The organism is Mitsuaria sp. TWR114 (assembly GCF_007997345.1).
The window spans coordinates 1-17,642 of the sequence record NZ_VOSR01000114.1; the positions used below are offsets into that span (position 1 = coordinate 1).

14 protein-coding genes and 3 pseudogenes are annotated in these 17,642 nt (G+C 67.4%); 4 read left to right on the forward strand and 13 right to left on the reverse strand.

Annotated features, from left to right (window positions below; all coding sequences use genetic code 11):
* Positions 1 to 432 precede the first annotated feature (432 nt).
* The 4 genes and pseudogenes from trxA (at position 433) to FUT87_RS05585 (ending at position 4,559) form a co-directional block, all read left to right on the forward strand.
* Positions 433 to 762 carry a thioredoxin TrxA gene (gene trxA / locus FUT87_RS05570; RefSeq protein ID WP_088383781.1) on the forward strand — a complete coding sequence of 110 codons (330 nt, stop codon included), beginning with the start codon at positions 433 to 435 and terminating at the stop codon, positions 760 to 762.
* 236 nt (positions 763 to 998) lie between these two features.
* A pseudogene (rho, locus tag FUT87_RS05575) lies at positions 999 to 2,260 on the forward strand (transcription termination factor Rho).
* A gap of 141 nt (positions 2,261 to 2,401) precedes the next feature.
* Positions 2,402 to 2,665 (forward strand): type B 50S ribosomal protein L31, encoded by a 264-nt coding sequence (locus FUT87_RS05580; protein ID WP_091733632.1) that lies wholly within the window; start codon positions 2,402 to 2,404, stop codon positions 2,663 to 2,665.
* 244 nt (positions 2,666 to 2,909) lie between these two features.
* Positions 2,910 to 4,559 carry a hypothetical protein gene (locus FUT87_RS05585; protein ID WP_091733630.1) on the forward strand — a complete coding sequence of 550 codons (1,650 nt, stop codon included), beginning with the start codon at positions 2,910 to 2,912 and terminating at the stop codon, positions 4,557 to 4,559.
* A 22-nt stretch (positions 4,560 to 4,581) separates the two neighbouring features.
* On the opposite strand, the gene FUT87_RS30385 is transcribed toward FUT87_RS05585, so the two are convergent.
* The 13 genes and pseudogenes from FUT87_RS30385 to FUT87_RS05645 all read right to left on the reverse strand — a co-directional run.
* Positions 4,582 to 4,947: an ATP-binding protein gene (locus FUT87_RS30385; RefSeq protein WP_255511682.1), complete on the reverse strand. Its 366-nt coding sequence runs from the start codon at positions 4,945 to 4,947 to the stop codon at positions 4,582 to 4,584.
* On the reverse strand, positions 4,869 to 5,960 hold the full coding sequence (locus tag FUT87_RS05590; protein WP_255511683.1) for a phosphate regulon sensor protein PhoR: 1,092 nt from the start codon (positions 5,958 to 5,960) through the stop codon (positions 4,869 to 4,871). The genes FUT87_RS30385 and FUT87_RS05590 overlap by 79 nt, the downstream gene beginning before the upstream one ends.
* Before the next feature lie 10 nt (positions 5,961 to 5,970).
* Entirely contained in the window at positions 5,971 to 6,672 is a 702-nt protein-coding gene (gene phoB, locus FUT87_RS05595; RefSeq protein WP_091733626.1) for a phosphate regulon transcriptional regulator PhoB, read from the reverse strand.
* Between the two features lie 83 nt (positions 6,673 to 6,755).
* Positions 6,756 to 7,463 carry a phosphate signaling complex protein PhoU gene (gene phoU / locus FUT87_RS05600; protein ID WP_091733624.1) on the reverse strand — a complete coding sequence of 236 codons (708 nt, stop codon included), beginning with the start codon at positions 7,461 to 7,463 and terminating at the stop codon, positions 6,756 to 6,758.
* A 19-nt stretch (positions 7,464 to 7,482) separates the two neighbouring features.
* A complete protein-coding gene (pstB, locus tag FUT87_RS05605) occupies positions 7,483 to 8,268 on the reverse strand; it encodes a phosphate ABC transporter ATP-binding protein PstB (RefSeq protein WP_091733906.1) in 786 nt (261 codons plus the stop codon).
* Between the two features lie 72 nt (positions 8,269 to 8,340).
* On the reverse strand, positions 8,341 to 9,201 hold the full coding sequence (gene pstA / locus FUT87_RS05610) for a phosphate ABC transporter permease PstA (protein ID WP_147240351.1): 861 nt from the start codon (positions 9,199 to 9,201) through the stop codon (positions 8,341 to 8,343).
* Positions 9,198 to 10,108 (reverse strand): annotated as a pseudogene (gene pstC, locus FUT87_RS05615) (phosphate ABC transporter permease subunit PstC). Before pstC ends, pstA begins: the two are co-directional and overlap by 4 nt.
* 197 nt (positions 10,109 to 10,305) lie before the next feature.
* Positions 10,306 to 11,340 (reverse strand): phosphate ABC transporter substrate-binding protein PstS, encoded by a 1,035-nt coding sequence (pstS, locus tag FUT87_RS05620; protein WP_147240352.1) that lies wholly within the window; start codon positions 11,338 to 11,340, stop codon positions 10,306 to 10,308.
* 352 nt (positions 11,341 to 11,692) lie between these two features.
* Positions 11,693 to 13,027: a phosphoglucosamine mutase gene (gene glmM / locus FUT87_RS05625; protein WP_147240353.1), complete on the reverse strand. Its 1,335-nt coding sequence runs from the start codon at positions 13,025 to 13,027 to the stop codon at positions 11,693 to 11,695.
* 148 nt (positions 13,028 to 13,175) lie between these two features.
* A pseudogene (folP, locus tag FUT87_RS05630) lies at positions 13,176 to 14,023 on the reverse strand (dihydropteroate synthase).
* A gap of 219 nt (positions 14,024 to 14,242) precedes the next feature.
* Positions 14,243 to 16,147 carry an ATP-dependent zinc metalloprotease FtsH gene (ftsH, locus tag FUT87_RS05635; protein WP_147240354.1) on the reverse strand — a complete coding sequence of 635 codons (1,905 nt, stop codon included), beginning with the start codon at positions 16,145 to 16,147 and terminating at the stop codon, positions 14,243 to 14,245.
* 232 nt (positions 16,148 to 16,379) lie between these two features.
* Entirely contained in the window at positions 16,380 to 17,054 is a 675-nt protein-coding gene (locus FUT87_RS05640; protein WP_147240355.1) for an RlmE family RNA methyltransferase, read from the reverse strand.
* A gap of 92 nt (positions 17,055 to 17,146) precedes the next feature.
* The coding region (locus tag FUT87_RS05645; protein WP_222617054.1) for an alpha/beta fold hydrolase at positions 17,147 to 17,642 on the reverse strand (496 nt) is incomplete at its 5' end.

The window sequence follows — 17,642 nt, forward strand, 5'->3', positions numbered from 1 at the left end:
CGCGACGCCGTCCCAGATCGCGGCACTGGTGTGGGCGGGCAGCAACGGGAAGTCGACGGTCGCCGTCGCGCGCGGGAGCGACGGCGGCAGGTCCGGAGCGGACGTCGTCCGGGGCATCGGCGGGGGCATCGGCGGGGTCGACTGAGGCGTCAAGGCGGTGGCGGACTCTGGCGAAGGAGGGCTTGAGGGGTGGGACGGCGGCATTCCGCGAATCGCGACGATAGCGAAATCCTCGGCCCCCGCGCCTTGAGATCCGCCCTGCGCACCGTCATGTGGCTGGAGCGCCTACTCGGGCCGAGGTTTCCGGGCTTGTGTGAGAATCGTCGCTCGCCCTGCAACCCTGGGGCTCCCGAGGCGGCACATATTGTCGCCCGGCCGGCCGCCCATCCCGAGGCATCCGCCCGACAGGGACATCACGCAAGGACCATCTCCATGAGCAGCGAACAGATCAAACACATCTCCGACGCCTCGTTCGACAGCGACGTCATCCAGTCCGACAAGCCCGTGCTGGTGGACTACTGGGCCGAGTGGTGCGGCCCCTGCAAGATGATCGCCCCCATCCTGGACGAAGTGGCCAAGGACTACGGCGACCGGCTGCAGATCGCCAAGCTCAACGTCGACGACAACCGCGAGGTGCCCGCCAAGTTCGGCATCCGCGGCATCCCGACGCTGATGCTGTTCAAGGGCGGACAGCTCGCCGCCACCAAGGTCGGCGCCCTGTCCAAGGCCCAGTTGACGTCGTTCCTGGACGCCCACCTATAATCATCCGATCCGCCGGGGCCCATGCGGCTCCGGTGGACAACTTGCCAACACGCCCTCCCGGGCAGCGCGGCGTCCTCGGACGCCGTCGACGTTCCGGGTGAGCGCGTGGACTCGGCGCCCAAGTCTCCACGCATCCTCTCCGTCCGCAGCAACGCGGCAGCGCGTCCCTTGGGCTCGCCGTTGTTTGTGTCCCTGGCCTTGGCAGGCCCTGGACGACAGACCGGGTCAACCCCCCCATGCATCTTTCTGAACTGAAGGCGCTTCACGTCTCCGCCCTGATCAAAATGGGCGAAGAGCTGGAGATCGACAACGTCGCTCGCATGCGCAAGCAGGAGCTGATGTTCGCGATCATGAAAAAGCGCGCCAAGGCCGGCGAACAGGTCTTCGGCGACGGCGTGCTGGAAGTGCTGCCGGACGGCTTCGGCTTCCTGCGCTCGCCCGAGACCAGCTACATGGCGTCCACCGACGACATCTACCTGTCGCCGAGCCAGATCCGCCGCTTCAACCTGCACACCGGCGACATGATCGAAGGCGAGGTCCGCGTCCCCAAGGACGGCGAACGCTACTTCGCGCTGGTGAAGGTGGACCGCGTCAACGGCCTGACGCCGGAGGAGTCCAAGCACAAGATCATGTTCGAGAACTTGACGCCGCTCTTCCCGAAGGAGCAGTTCAAGCTCGAGCGCGACATCCGCGGCGAGGACAACATCACCAGCCGCATCATCGATCTGATCGCCCCGCTCGGTAAGGGCCAGCGCGCGCTGCTCGTCGCGCCGCCCAAGTCGGCAAGACGATGATGATGCAGCACCTGGCGCACTCGATCGCGGCCAACTATCCCGACGCCCACCTGATGGTGCTGCTGGTGGACGAGCGCCCCGAGGAAGTGACCGAGATGCAGCGCACCGTGCGCGGCGAGGTCATCAGCTCCACCTTCGACGAACCGGCCGCCCGCCACGTGCAGGTCGCCGAGATGGTCATCGAGCGCGCCAAGCGCCTGGTCGAGCTGAGAAAGGACGTGATCATCCTGCTGGACTCGATCACCCGCCTGGCCCGCGCCTACAACAACGTGCTGCCCAGCTCCGGCAAGGTGCTGACCGGCGGCGTGGACGCCAACGCGCTGCAGCGCCCCAAGCGCTTCTTCGGCGCGGCGCGCAACATCGAGGAAGGCGGCTCGCTGACCATCATCGGCACCGCGCTGGTGGACACCGGTTCCAAGATGGACGAGGTGATCTACGAAGAGTTCAAGGGCACCGGCAACTGCGAGATCCACCTGGATCGCCGCATGGCCGAGAAGCGGGTCTACCCGTCGATCCTGCTGAACAAGTCGGGCACGCGCCGCGAGGAACTGCTGCTCAAGCCCGAGATCCTCCAGAAGGCCTGGATCCTGCGCAAGCTGCTCTACCCGATGGACGAGATCGAGGCGATGGAGTTCATCCTCGACAAGATGAAGTCCTCGAAGAACAACCACGACTTCTTCGACATGATGCGCAGAGGCGGCTGATACCGGCCCTGCCAAAGGACTTCGCGGAAGCCGCCCTCTGGGCGGCTTCCTTCATTTCAGCTATACTCCGCGTTTTTCCGCTGTCGACAAGTGCACTGCAAGGGGCGGTGTGGCTGGCGGCACTGCAGCGAGGTAAGCGAGATGGCCAAAGAAGGCATTCACCCCAACTACCGTGACGTGGTCTTCGTGGACCAGTCCAACGGCGCCCAGTTCATCATCCGCTCGACGGTGGTGACCAAGGAATCGATCAAGCTGGACGACGGCCGCGAACTGCCGCTGGTCAAGCTGGAAACCTCCAGCGAATCGCACCCGTTCTACACCGGCACGCAGAAGAGCGTCGACAGCCTGGGTGGCCGCGTCGAGAAGTTCCGCAACAAGTTTGCGAACCTGCGCAAGAAGGCCTGAGCGCCCTCCCCGACCGGATGCTCTCCGGTCCCCGCGAAGAAGGCAGCCACACCGGCTGCCTTTTTTCATGGCGCCGCGCGGCGTCACGCCTTCCGGCCCGCCGGCGCCGCGTCGCTCCCGCCCGGGACAGCGCGTCGCGGCCCTCGAGCCCTTTACCGTGCGCTGTCAGCAGAGTCGTCCCGAGGGCACCGAAGCTGCGGCATGATGCGCACCGGCATTCACAACGACAACGAGACAGACGCGCATGAATCTGCCCACCCCGGCCGTCGTGGCCGAGCGCAGCACGCACCCGATCCCTCGCTGGGCCCTGCTGCTGCTGTGCGCGGCCTACGTGCTGCCCGGCCTGTTCGGCCGTGACCCGTGGCGCAACGCCGATCTCACCGCCTACGGCTTCATCGCCAGCATCGCGCAGGGCCACGCGCCGTGGCTGCAGCCGGCGATCGCCGGCCTGCCCGCGGATGGCGGCCTGCTGCCCTACTGGGTCGGCGCGCTGGGCATCAAGCTGCTGCCCTTCCTGGAACCCTCGGTGGCGGCACGCATCCCCTTCGGTCTGATGCTGGCGGCGGTGCTGGCGCTGGCCTGGTACAGCTGCCTGCACCTGGCCCGCACCGAGGCCGCCCAGCCGGTCGCCTTCGCCTTCGGCGGCGAGGCCCATGCGGTTGACTACGCCCGCGCCATGGCCGACGGCTGCCTGCTGGCGCTGATCGCCAGCGTCGGCCTGCTGCGCCTTGGCCACGAGATCACGCCCGAGATCCTCCAACTGCTGGGCATCACCCTCTTCGTCTACAGCCTCGCGGCGCTCCCCTTCCGCAGAGGGAAGGCGCGCGCCGCGATGTTCACCGCGCTGCCGGTGCTCGCGACCAGCGGCGCGCCGGCCGTCGCGCTGGCGCTGTCCATCGGCGCGCTGTGGCTGTGTTACCGCTCGACCTACGAGGACGCCCGCAAGTTCCTGCCCTGGATCCTCGGCGCGATGGCGCTGGCGGCACTCGTGGCCTGGCCGATGCACGGCTGGGCCTGGCGCGTCAAGGCCAGCGAACGCAGCGTGCTGGACTGGCTGCGCCTGCTGGGCTGGTTCTGCTGGCCGGCCTGGCCGCTGGCGGCCTGGTCGCTGTGGCGCTGGCGCTCGCACCTGATGCGGCGCCACCTGTCCGTGCCGCTGTTGGCCTCGCTGGTACCGCTGCTGACCAGCCTGCTGATGGGCGCCGACGACCGCGCCATGCTGCTCGCGCTGCCGCCGCTGGCGGTGCTGGCGAGCTTCGCGCTGCCGACCTTCCAGCGCAGCGCGAGCGCGCTGCTCGACTGGTTCTCGGTGTTCTTCTTCACCGCCGGCGCGATCTTCCTGTGGCTGTACTACACCGCGCTGCAGGTTGGCTGGCCGGCCAAGTTCCTGGCCAACGTCCGCAAGCTGGCCCAGGGCTATGAGCCGGAATTCAGCCTGCTCACCTTCGTGCTGGCCCTGCTGGGCACCCTGGCCTGGTTGTGGCTGGTGCGCTGGCGCACCGCCCGCCACCGCCACGCGATCTGGAAGAGCCTGGCGCTGCCGGCCGGCGGCGTGGCGCTGGCCTGGTTGCTGGCGATGACCCTGGGCCTGCATCCGCTGAACTACGCGCGCAGCAACAAGCCGCTGGTCGACCGCATCGCGGCGCACGTGCCGAGAGATGTCGACTGCATCGCCGCGCCGAGCCTGCCGACGCATGCGCTGGCCGCGCTGGAGTTCCAGGGCCACTGGCGCGTCGATGCCACCCAGAACCTGGCCGCCACCGCCTGCTCGATCGCGATCTCGGTGCAGGCCGAAGGCACGCCGACGCCGCCGAGCGGCTGGAAGGTCCTGGGCGTCGTCCGCCGCCCGACGGACCGCTTCGCCACCTACCTGGTCATGCAGAAGGACCGCTGAGCCTTCCCGACGCCGCCGCGCCTCAGAGCCCTTCGCCGCCCGCCAGCGCCGCCGGGGCGGCCTCATCCCCCATCGCCGGCGAATCCGCCAACCGGACGCGCGTGGCCGGGAACTTGAGCCGGAAGCTGGAGCCCTTGCCCGGCTCGCTGTCGATGCGCAGTTCCCCGCCATGGCGCTGGACCACGTGCTTGACGATGGACAGTCCCAGCCCGGTGCCACCGGTATCGCGCGAGCGGCTGCCGTCGACGCGATAGAAGCGCTCCGTGAGCCGCGGCAGGTGCTCGCGCGCGATGCCGGGGCCGTTGTCGATCACCGAGATCTCGCCGCCATGGTCCGGCGTCCAGCGCCATTGCAGCTCGATGCGCCCGCCTTCCGGCGTGTAGCGCACCGCGTTGCTGACCAGGTTGGCGATCGCGCTGAGGATTTCGGTCTCGACGCCCGCCAGCTCGACGCCAGTCTGGCGCTCGCAGACCAGTTCATGCCGCCCGTTGGACAGCGCCTGCGCGTCGCGCCGACGCGCGCCAGCAGCGGATCCAGCGCGATCCAGTGATCGGCGGCCGGCCGCGGGCTGCCCTCGAGCTGCGCCAGCGTCAGCAGGTCACCGACCAGGGTCTGCATCCGCGTCGTCTGCTGCTGCATCAGGTGCAGCACGCGCTTGCGCTCGGCTTCGGTCAACTGCAGGCTGGCCATGGTCTCGATGAAGCCGGCCAGCACCGTCAGCGGCGTGCGGATCTCGTGCGACACGTTGGCCACGAAATCACGCCGCATCGCCTCGTTGCGCTCGCGGTCCGTCACATCCAGCGACAGCACCAGCTTGCGAGACTCCCCGCCGACGCCGTAATCGCGCACCAGCACCTGCAGCGTGGATTTCGCGCGGGTGTTGGTCAGTGTCAGCGGCTGCTGGAAGTTGCCGTTCTGCAGGTAGGAGACGAAGGCCGGATACCGGACCAGGTTGGTGATCCGCTGCAGCTTGTCGCGCTGCGGGTCCAGCGAGAAATGGTCGCCGGCGACGACGTTGCACCATTGGATGTGGTCCTGGCCGTCGAGCAGGATCACGCCATTGGGGGAGGCCTCGATCGCCAGCAGGAACTGCTCGAGCTGCTGGCGCTCGCGGTCGTAGCGGCGCTCCCGGTCGCGCAGGCCGCGTTCGACGCGGTAGGCCATCTCGCCCCACAGGCCGCCAAGCCGGGGCGCGTCGTCGTTCTGGTCGCCGCGCAGCCAGGCCACCAGCCGATGCGCCCGCGCCGCGTCCCAGACGGCCATCAGGATGACGGCCGCCGCCGCGGCCAGCGCCGCCGCCAGCTGCGGCATCCGCATCCATTCCCCCAACCAGTAGCCCAATCCCCCCGCCACGCCGGTGCCCAGCACCAGCATCAGCACCCGCGACAACATCCATGCCATGGACGCGTCCTCAGGCCGACAGGGCGCTGCTTTGCTGGGTCAGTCGGTAGCCGGCGCCGCGCACCGTTTCGATCATGCGGGCGCAGCTGACCTTCTCCAGCGCCTCGCGCAGGCGCTTGACGTGGACGTCGACGGTGCGTTCCTCGATGAACACGTGGTCGCCCCAGACGCGGTCCAGCAACTGCGAGCGGCTATGCACGCGCTCCGGGTGCGTCATGAAGAAGTGCAGCAGGCGGAACTCGGTCGGGCCGAGCTTGACCTCCACGCCCTCGCGGCTGACGCGGCGCGTGCCCGGGTCCAGCACCAGGCCGCCGACCTCGACCGCCGTGTCCAGTGCCTCGGGCGCCTTGCGGCGCAGCACCGCGCGGATGCGGGCCAGCAGCTCGTTGGTGGAGAACGGCTTGGTCAGGTAGTCGTCGGCACCGGCATCCAGGCCGGAGACCTTGTCGACCTCCTCCGCGCGCGCCGTCAGCAGGATGATGGGCAGCTCGCGGGTGCGGGTCGCGCCACGCCATTGGCGCGCCAGCGCCAGGCCGGTCTGGCCCGGCAGCATCCAGTCGAGCACGACCAGATCCGGCAGCACGCGGTCCACTTCCAATTGCGCCTGCTCGGCATTGCCGGCCAGCGTGACCTCATAACCGGCGTGGCGCAGGTTGATGGAGATCAGTTCAGCGATGGCGGATTCGTCCTCGACGACCAGGATGCGACTCATGCGGGGTAACTCCTCTTATTCGGTCCCGCCGGTCCTGCCACCCCGATCGGGGCCGGGCCGCACGGGAGGATCGCGATCGGTGCTCAGCGCACCATGTGCTCGACGGCGTCGGGCGTGTTGTGGCGGACGTCGGTGCCCTTGACCACGTAGATGATGACCTCGGCCAGGTTCTTGGCATGGTCGCCCACGCGCTCGATCGCCTTGGCCACGAAGACCAGGTCGATCGACGACGAGATGGTGCGCGGGTCTTCCATCATGTAGGTGATGAGCTTGCGCATCAGGCCGTCGAACTCCTTGTCGATCTGGTCGTCGGCCTTGAGCACCTCCAGCGCGCGGTCCACGTCCAGCCGCGCGAACGCGTCCAGCGCCTTGCGCAGCTGCGCGGTGGCCAGCTCGGCCTCGTACGACAGGTCCGACATCGGCAGGCGCAGGCGGCTGGACACGCCAGTGTTGATCAGGCGCTGCACGGTGCGGGCGATGCGGGCGGCCTCGTCGCCGACGCGCTCGAGGTTGGCGATCGTCTTGGACACGGCGATCAGCAGGCGCAGGTCGCGCGCCGTCGGCTGGCGGCGGGCGATGATCGTCGACAGGTCGCGATCGATCTCGATCTCCATCGTGTTGACGATCTCTTCCTGCTTGAGGACGTGGCTGGCGATGTCGCCGCTGAAGGTGCCCAGCGCCTCGACGGCCTGCGCGACCTGCGATTCGACCAGGCCGCCCATCTCGAGCACGCGGGTGGAGATGCCGCTGAGTTCGGCGTCGAATTGGGTGGACAGATGCTTGTCAGTCATGGTCTTCGCTCCCCTCTGATTAACCGAAACGACCCGTGATGTAGTCCTCGGTGTCCTTGCGCTTGGGTTTCATGAAGAGCTCCGCGGTCGGTCCGAATTCGATCAGGTCGCCCAGATACATGTAGGCGGTGTAGTCCGAGCAGCGCGCGGCCTGCTGCATGTTGTGGGTCACGATCGCGACCGTGTAGTCGTGCTTGAGCTCGTGGATCAGTTCCTCGATCTTGCCGGTGGAGATCGGGTCCAGCGCCGAGCAGGGCTCGTCCAGCAGCAGCACTTCCGGCTTGATGGCGATGCCGCGCGCGATGCACAGGCGCTGCTGCTGGCCGCCCGACAGGCCTGAGCCGCTCTGGTTCAGCTTGTCCTTGACCTCGTTCCACAGCGCGGCCTTCTTCAGCGCCCATTCGACGCGCTCGTCCATCTCCACGCGCGACAGCGTCTCGAACAGCCGCACGCCGAAGGCGATGTTGTCGTAGATCGACATCGGGAACGGCGTCGGCTTCTGGAACACCATGCCGACCTTGGCGCGGATCAGCGACACGTCTTCCTTGCTGGTGAGGATGTCCTCGCCGTCCAGCAGGATCTGGCCTTCGGCGCGCTGCTCCGGATAGAGCTCGAACATCCGGTTCAGCGTGCGCAGCAGCGTGGACTTGCCGCAGCCCGACGGCCCGATGAAGGCGGTGACCTTGTTCTCGGGGATGTCCAGGTTGATGTTCTTCAGCGCGTGGAAGCTGCCGTAGTAGAAGTTCAGGTTCTTCACCGAGAGCTTCGCCTTCTCGGTCACCGGCATGTCGACTTTGACGTCCATGTTGTTTCTCGATTCGTGGGATTCGTTGATCGTGAGGCGCCGGAGCACGCGGCTCCGGCGGCAGTCAGCCGGTCAATGCTTTTCCTTGAACAGCACGCGGGCCGCGATGTTGAGCAGCAGCACGCCGATGGTGATGATGAAGACGCCGGCCCAGGCGAGCTTCTGCCAGTTCTCGTAGGGGCTCATCGCGAACTTGAAGATGGTCACGGGCAGGCTGGCCATCGGGCTGCCCAGCGAGCTGGTCCAGAACTGGTTGGAGAGCGCGGTGAACAGCAGCGGCGCGGTCTCGCCCGAGATGCGGGCCAGCGCCAGCAGCACGCCGGTCACGACGCCGGCGCGGGCGGCCTTGAGCGTGACGGTCAGGATGACCTTCCACTTGGGCGTGCCCAGCGCGTAGGCCGCCTCGCGCAGCGCGTTGGGGATCAGGCTCAGCATGTTCTCGGTGGTGCGGATCACCACCGGGATCACGATCAGCGCCAGCGCCAGGATGCCGGCCAGCGCCGAGAACGACTTCATCCGCGTGACGACGACCGTGTAGATGAACAGGCCGACCACGATCGACGGGGCCGACAGCAGGATGTCGTTGATGAAGCGCACGCAGGCGCCGAGCCAGGTCTTCTGGCCGTACTCGGCGAGGTAGACGCCGGCCAGCACGCCGATCGGGGTGCCGACGCAGGTGGCCAGGCCGACCATCAGCAGCGAACCGTAGATCGCGTTGGCCAGGCCGCCCTCCTCCGCCATCGGCGGCGGCGTCATCTGGGTGAAGGTCGCGATCGTCAGGCCGCCGACGCCCTGGATCAGCGTCTCCAGCAGGATCCAGATCAGCCAGACCAGGCCGAAGCCCATCGCGGCCAGGGACAGCGTCAGCGCGATCTGGTTGACGCGCTTGCGCTTGTTGTACATCGCCAGGCGCTTGGCGTTGGTGGCGCTCATGTGCGGGCTCCCTCGTTCTTCTTGAGCTTGTTGAGCAGGACCTTGGAGAACGCCAGCACCACGAAGGTGATGAAGAACAGCACCAGGCCCAGGTAGATCAGCGAGGCCTGGTGCAGGCCGCGCCGGCTTCGGCGAATTCGTTGGCCAGCGCCGAGGTGATGCTGTTGGCGGCCTCGAAGACCGACAGCGAGTTCAGCTGGTTCATGTTGCCGATCACGAAGGTGACCGCCATGGTCTCGCCCAGCGCGCGGCCCAGGCCCAGCATGATGCCGCCCACGACACCGGTCTTGGTGTACGGCAGCACGACCTTCCAGACCACTTCCCAGGTCGTGGAGCCCAGGCCGTAGGCCGACTCCTTGAGCATCGCGGGCGTGACCTCGAAGACGTCACGCATCACCGAGGCGATGAACGGGATGATCATGATGGCCAGGATGATGCCGGCCGAGAGGATGCCGATGCCCACCGGCGGGCCGGACACCAGCGCGCCCAGGTAGGGCACGCCGCCCAGCAGGGATTGCAGCGGCTGCTGCACGTAGGTCGCCAGGATCGGCCCGAACACCAGCAGGCCCCACATGCCGTAGACGATCGACGGCACCGCGGCCAGCAGCTCGATGGCGATGCCCAGCGGGCGGCGCAGCCAGCCCGGCGCGAGCTCGGTCAGGAACAGCGCGATGCCGAAGCTCACCGGCACCGCGATCAGCAGCGCGATCAGCGAGGTCATCAGCGTGCCGTAGATCATCACCAGGCCGCCGAACTTCTCCTGCACCGGATCCCAGTCCGCGGTGATCAGGAAGTTCAGGCCGAACTGCTTGATCGCGGGCGCGGCTCCGATCAGCAGCGAGCCGATGATGCCGGCCAGCAGCGCCAGCGTGAGCCAGGCCGCGCCGTGCGTCAGCGCCGAGAACACGGTGTCGGCCCAGGGCGCGACGCGTCGGCGCTGCGGCGGACGACCGTCGGGCTGGGCGCGCTCCTGGCCGCGATCTCGGTCGATGGAATTGGCTGGAAGTATTGCGGCCACGGGGCCTCCGCTGGGAGTGTCTGGAATTCTTGTGCGAAAGCCCGGTGGCGCGACGCGGGTCACCGGGCTGTGTCGTCAGGCGAGGATCACTTGAAGCTGACGGCCTTGCCCGAACCGTCCTTCACGTGATCGGCCCACTGCTTGCGGACCAGGTCCTTGACGGCGGCCGGCAGCGGCACGTAGTCCAGCTCGTCGGCGGTCTTGTCGCCCTGGGTGTAGGCCCAGTCGAAGAACTTCAGCGCGGCGGCGGCCTGGGCCGGCTTGTCCTGGGCGGCGTGCATCAGGATGAAGGTCGCGCCGGTGATGGGCCAGCTGTCCTTGCCGGCCTGCTCGGTCAGCACCTGGTAGAACGATTCGTTCCACTTGGCACCGGCGGCAGCGGCCTTGAAGGCGTCGTCGCTGGGGCTGACGAAGTTGCCGGCGGCGTTCTTCATCAGCACGTAGGTCATCTTGTTCTGCTTGGCGTAGGCGTACTCGACGTAACCGATCGAGTTCGGCAGGCGGGTCACGAAGGCCGACACGCCTTCGTTGCCCTTGCCGCCAGCGCCGGTGGGCCAGTTCACGGCGGTGCCTTCACCGACCTTGGACTTCCACTCGGCATTGACCTTGGACAGGTAGTTCGTGAACAGGAAGCTGGTGCCCGAGCCGTCGGCGCGGCGAACCACGGCGATGGCGGCGTCCGGCAGCGCCACGCCCGGGTTCAGGGCGGCGATGGCGGGGTCGTTCCACTTGGCAACCTTGCCCAGGTAGATGTCGCCCAGGATCTGGCCGTTGAGCTTGAGCTGACCGGGGGTGATGCCCTTGACGTTGATGACCGGCACGACGCCGCCGATCACGGTCGGGAACTGGACCAGGCCGTCCTTGGCCAGTTGCTCGTCCTTCAGGGGGGCGTCCGACGCGCCGAAGTCGACGGTCTTGGCCTGGATCTGCTTGATGCCGGCGCCAGAACCCACCGACTGATAGTTGATGCGGACGCCGGTGGCCTTGTTGTAGGCGTCAGCCCACTTGGCGTAGACGGGGGCCGGGAAGGAGGCACCCGCGCCGGTCACCTCTTGAGCATGGGCCACGGAGAACATCGCGGCACAAGCGGCGAACAGCAGGCCAGCACGCAGTTGATTCATGGTCATTCAGTCCTATCGCTTGGTTGGTTGGCGAACGGAGCGGATGCTATGACCTCAATGTGACACATCCGTGACGCCGACCCCGGGTCGGAAAAATCTCGTTACGGAGAGCGCCCCAGAGGAGAAATGGCCCTTGGGCCACCGGGTCGCGGCCATTGTCATATTCGATTCATCCGGTTGTCATCTTTGTTTGGGGACCCGCCAGACCGCGCAGAAAACCCTTTCGACGACGGTGTGGGCCCGTGCTGGGGCGATGAGTCGGAAAAAAGCCGCCGACGCTTTCGCGCCGGCGGCTCTCTTTTTCACGTTCCGAACTGCCCGGAGCGGCGCGTGCCGCCCAGGCTTACGAGGCTCAACTGCGGATCGCGTCGGCCAGACGTTCCGCGCAACGTTGCGCTAGCCCGGCATCGCTCGCCTCGACCATGACGCGCAGCAGCGGCTCGGTGCCGGACTTGCGGATCAGCACCCGGCCACGATCGCCCAGTTCGGCCATGACTTCGGCCTCGGTGCGGGCGAGCGCCGGGTTGCTCTTCCAGTCCTGCTGGTCGGCCTGCAGGCGCACATTGATCAAGGTCTGCGGGAACAGGGAGACGCCGTCCAGCAGGTCGACGAGGCGGCGGCCGCTGCGGCAGACGGCTTCCAGCACCAGCAGGCTGCTGACGATGCCATCGCCCGTGGTGTGACGGTCCAGCGCCAGCAGGTGACCGGAGCCCTCCCCGCCGAGCTGCCAGCCGCGAGCGGCCAGTTCCTCGAGCACGTACCGGTCGCCCACCTTGGCGCGCACGAACTCGACATCCCGCTGGCGCAGCGCCAATTCGACCGCCATGTTGGTCATCAGCGTGCCGACAGCGCCCGGGACGCGCTCTCCGCGCGCCAGGCGATCCGCCACCATCACGTACAGCAGCTCGTCGCCGTTGTAGAGACGGCCGTCGCCGTCGACCATCTGCAGGCGGTCGGCATCGCCGTCCAGCGCGATGCCGTAGTCGGCCTGGTGCTCCTTGACCGCGGCGACCAGGGCATCGGGCGCCGTGGCGCCGACCTTGTCGTTGATGTTGTAGCCGTCCGGCTTGTTGCCGATGGTGATCACTTCCGCGCCCAGCTCGTGGAACACGGACGGGGCTACCTGGTAGGCGGCGCCGTGCGCGGCGTCGACCACCAGCTTCATGCCACGCAGGCTGAGGTCGCCGCTGAAGCTGGCCTTGCAGAACTCGATGTAGCGGCCCTGTGCGTCGTCCAGGCGGCGCGCCCGGCCGAGGCTGGCGGAATCCACCCAGACCGGCGGCTCGTCCAGCACGGCCTCGACGTCGAGCTCCCAGGCATCGGGCAGCTTCTCACCCTTGGAGGAAAAGAACTTGATGCCGTTGTCGGCGAAGGGATTGTGGGAGGCCGAGATGACCACGCCCAGGTGCTGCCGCAGCGCCCGGGTCAGGTAGGCGACGCCCGGGGTCGGCAAGGGACCGGTCAGGAGGACGTTGACGCCGGCGGAGGCAAAGCCCGCCTCGAGCGCCGACTCGAGCATGTAGCCGGAGATGCGGGTGTCCTTGCCGATCAGGACACTGGGCTTGGCATAGCTGCGCTTGAGCACCCGGCCCACCGCATGGCCCAGCCGCAACATGAAGTCAGGCGTGATGGGGGTACGGCCAACGGTCCCGCGGATGCCGTCGGTCCCGAAATACTTGCGGCTCATTGAAGCAACCTCCTGAGACTTCCCAATCGTGAATCCGCGGATTGTCGCCGAAGCCGTATCGGGCCCTCCTCGCCCAGGATGGGGGCCCGCAATCGGGGGGATGGGGGATGCGGGATGGGGGGGGTGGACCGGGAACGGCGCGGGCCGTTCATCCTTGTGGGGCGCCGAAAGCCTGCCAGACCTTGAGCGCGTCGACCGTGGCGCCGACATCGTGGACGCGCACGATCCGCGCGCCCAGGGCCACCGACGCCAGCGCCGCGCCAATGCTGGCCGGCAGCCGCTCGTCGACGGCCGACCCGTCACGGCTCCCAAGGTCGATTTGCGCGACCACCCCACCAGCAGCGGCCGCCCCAGCGACAGCAGTTCGCGCTGCCGGCGCTGCAGGTCCAGGTTCTGGTCGACCGTCTTGGCGAATCCGTATCCCGGATCGAGCGTGATCCGCTCGGCCGCGACGCCCTGCGTGATCAGATGCCGCATCCGTTCATCCAGGAACGCCGACACCTCGGTCACGACATCCGCGTAATCGGTCAGCTGCTGCATGCCGGCGGGCTCGCCCCGCATGTGCATCAGGCAGATGCCGGCGCTGCCATGTTCCGCGAGCAGCGCATCGGCGCCCTCATCCCGCAGCGCCTGCACGTCGTTGATGATGTCGACGCCAAGGTCCAGGGCCCGGCGCATCACCTCGGTCTTGCAGGTGTCGACGGAGACGGGGACGCCGAAATTCAGCACCGCCCGCATGACCGGCTCCAGGCGACGCCATTCCTCGTCGGCGTCGAGCCGGGGAGCGCCGGGCCGCGTCGATTCGCCGCCCAGGTCCAGGATGTCGACGCCCTCGCCCAGCAGCCGCTCGCAGAAGTCGATCGCCTTGGCCGCCTCGGCATGCTGACCGCCGTCGGAGAACGAATCGGGCGTCACGTTCACGATGCCCATCACCAGCGGGCGCTCCGTCAGGTCGAGATCGAAGCGGGTGGTTTTCCAGAGCGAGGCAGCAGTCATGGGCGGCAGGGCATCGGGCGCGCGGCGGCACGCTAGATCGCGCTGGGAACTGCCACGCCAAGCGGACAGTATGACGGAAGCTGCGGAGGTGCGGCGCCAACGGCCCGCTAACGGCTCGCTAATGGTCCGTCGTGAACTTCGCCGGGCGGAAAGCAGAAAGGCCGGTCTCTCGACCGGCCTTTCAAAGGGATAGCCCCTGGTGCGTTGACTGCCCGACGATCAGGCGGCAGCGGGAGCGCTGCCCGTGTTCACCGCGGGGGTGCCGCCGCTGTCCGACTTGTTGGCCGGCGGCGTCCAGTCCTTGGGCGGACGCGGGGGGCGGTTGTCCATGATGTCGTCGATCTGGTCGGCGTCGATGGTTTCCCATTCGAGCAGCGCCGTCGCCATCGCGTGCATCTTGTCCTTGTGCTCCTCGATCAGGTTGCGAGCGATGGTGTACTGCTCGTCGATGATCTTGCGGATCTCCTGATCGACCTTGCGCATGGTCTCTTCCGACATGTTGGTCGTCTTCGTCACCGAACGGCCGAGGAACACCTCGCCTTCGTTGTCCGCGTAGACCATCGGGCCCAGCTCATCGGTCATGCCGTAGCGGGTCACCATGTCGCGGGCGATCGCCGTGGCCCGCTCGAAGTCGTTGCTGGCGCCGGTCGTCATCTGGTTCATGAAGACCTCTTCCGCGATGCGGCCGCCGAACAGCACCGAGATGGTCGAGAGCATGCGCTCCTTGTCCATGCTGTAGCGGTCGCCCTCCGGCAGCTGCATCGTCACGCCCAGCGCGCGGCCGCGCGGGATCACCGTCACCTTGTGGACCGGATCGGTCTTGGGCAGCAGGCGCGCCACCAGCGCGTGGCCGGCTTCGTGATAGGCGGTGTTCTTGCGCTCTTCCTCGGGCATGACCATGGACTTCCGCTCGGGGCCCATCATGATCTTGTCCTTGGCCTTCTCGAAGTCCTGCATGTCGACCACCCGGCCATTGCGGCGGGCGGCGAACAGCGCGGCCTCGTTCACCAGGTTGGCCAGATCGGCGCCGGAGAAGCCCGGGGTGCCGCGCGCCAGGATGTCGGCGCGGACGTCCTGGCCGACCGGCACCTTGCGCATGTGCACGTTCAGGATCTGCTCGCGGCCGCGGACATCCGGCAGCGTGACGTACACCTGACGGTCGAAGCGGCCCGGACGCAGCAGCGCCGGGTCGAGGATGTCCGGACGGTTGGTCGCGGCCATCACGATGACGCCCAGGTTGGTGTCGAAGCCATCCATCTCGACCAGCATCTGGTTGAGGGTCTGCTCGCGCTCGTCGTTGCCACCGCCCAGGCCGGCGCCGCGATGGCGACCGACCGCGTCGATTTCGTCGACGAAGATGATGCAGGGCGCGCTCTTCTTGGCCTGCTCGAACATGTCGCGCACACGGGCCGCGCCGACACCGACGAACATCTCGACGAAGTCCGAACCGGAGATCGTGAAGAACGGCACCTTGGCTTCACCGGCGATGGCCTTGGCCAGCAGCGTCTTGCCGGTGCCGGGAGGGCCGACCAGCAGGACGCCACGCGGGATGCGGCCGCCCAGCTTCTGGAATTTCTGCGGGTCCTTCAGGAAGTCGACGAGCTCCTTCACTTCCTCCTTGGCCTCGTCGCAACCGGCGACGTCGGCGAAGGTGGTCGTGTTGTTGGCTTCGTCGAGCATGCGTGCCTTCGATTTGCCGAAGCTGAACGCACCGCCCTTGCCGCCGCCCTGCATCTGGCGCATGAAGTACACCCAGACGGCGATCAGCAGCAGCATCGGACCCCAGCTGAGCAGGATGCTCATCAGGACCGACGGCTCTTCGCGGGGCTTGGCGTCGAACTTGACGCCGTAGTTGATCAGGTCGCCGACCAGGCCGCGGTCCATGTAGGGCGCGGTGGTGCGGAGCTTGTTGCCGTCACCGGTCGTTGCCTGGATCTCGGTGCCGGCAGGGGTTTCCTGCAGCACCACCTGCTTGATGCGCTTGGCGCGGACTTCTTCAAGGAAGTCCGAGTAACCGATCTGAGTCCCCTGGGTTGCGCTGCGATCGAACTGCTTGAAGACGGTGAACAGCACCAAGGCGATCACCATCCACACAGCCACTTTCGAGAACCACTGATTGTTCACCGCGACTCCTTTGTCATTCCATCACCGCCGACCCATGGAAACAGCCTCGGGCAGCGGACTTTCACGGCATATGGGGCGGATTCTAGGCCAGTCAAGTCCCACGACTTGATTGGCATTCCCACACGCCACGATAGATATTGCCATGCATGCCTCAAGGCAAGCGCCCGAAGCGGCCCCGACTTTGACGCTTGATCGCGGCTTCAGCCGGGGCCGAACTGGCCCGCACGCCCGCTCACCCCTTCTTCAGGCCGATGCCGACCAGGAAGTTTTCCGCGGATTTGTCCCGGGAGGCCTTGGGTTTGGCGGTCTTCACGCGCTTGAATTGCGCCCGGAAGGCGTGCACCAACTGGTCATAGCCGCTGCCGTGGAAGACCTTGGCAACCAGCGCGCCTTCCGGCTTGAGGTGCTGCTGGGCGAAATCCAACGCCAGTTCGATCAGGTGCTCCATCCGCGCCGCGTCGGTGCTTTCGATGCCCGACAGATTGGGCGCCATGTCGGAGACCACCAGGTCCACCTTCGCCCCGCCCAGCGTCGCCTCCAGCTGCGCCAGCACCTCCTGCTCGCGGAAGTCGCCCTGGAGGAACTCCACGCCCTCGATCGGTTCGAAGTCCAGCAGGTCGAGCGCGATGATGCGGCCGTTCAGCGCGCCCACCGCCGCGCCGCCGGCGCCAGCCTCCTTGGGCGCGAAGCGCCGGCGCAGGTACTGGCTCCACGCGCCGGGCGAGGCCCCCAGGTCCACGACCACCTGCCCGGGCCGGATCAACTGGAATTCCTCGTCGATTTCCTTGAGCTTGTAGGCGGCGCGCGACCGGTAGCCCTCTTTCTGGGCCTGTTTCACGTAGGGATCGTTGACATGGTTGTTCAACCACGCCTTGTTCACCTTCTTGCTTTTGGTATCGACTTTCATGGCACGGATCACGGCGGCTTCCGGCGGGATCGCCTGGACGCAGGCCGCACCATATCACCTCGGATACGTATGCCTGGATTGCACGGCGCCCATCAACGCCCGATCTGCCGCTCCAGCCAAGCCTCCAGTGCCCGCGTGACGAACGCGGGTTGTTCGAGATTCGAGATGTGACCCGCGTCGGGCACGATGACCTGCTCGCAGCCGATGAGTTCGGCCATCCGGGTGGTTTCGGCCGGCGGACGGGGGATGTCCAGCGCGCCGCACATCAGCAAGGTGCGGTCCGGATCGAGCGCCGCCAGGCGCGGCAACGCCTCCGGACGGCCGAAGATCAGCCGGCCCAGCGGCACGATGGCGTTGCGCAGCTGCTCGGTGGAGAAACCCTCCAGCGCGCGCCGGAAGGCCGTCGGCAAGGGACCGCCCAGATCGGCGCCGCTGCGGAAGAACAGCGGGACCACCGCATCGAGGATGGGCGGCGGGAACCGGCCCAGCGACTCGATCGTGTCCAGCATCTGGAAATAGCGCGCGCGGGTCGCCTCCGGCTCGGCGCGAGGTAGGTGTCCATCAGGACCAGCGCGCGACCCGCTCCGG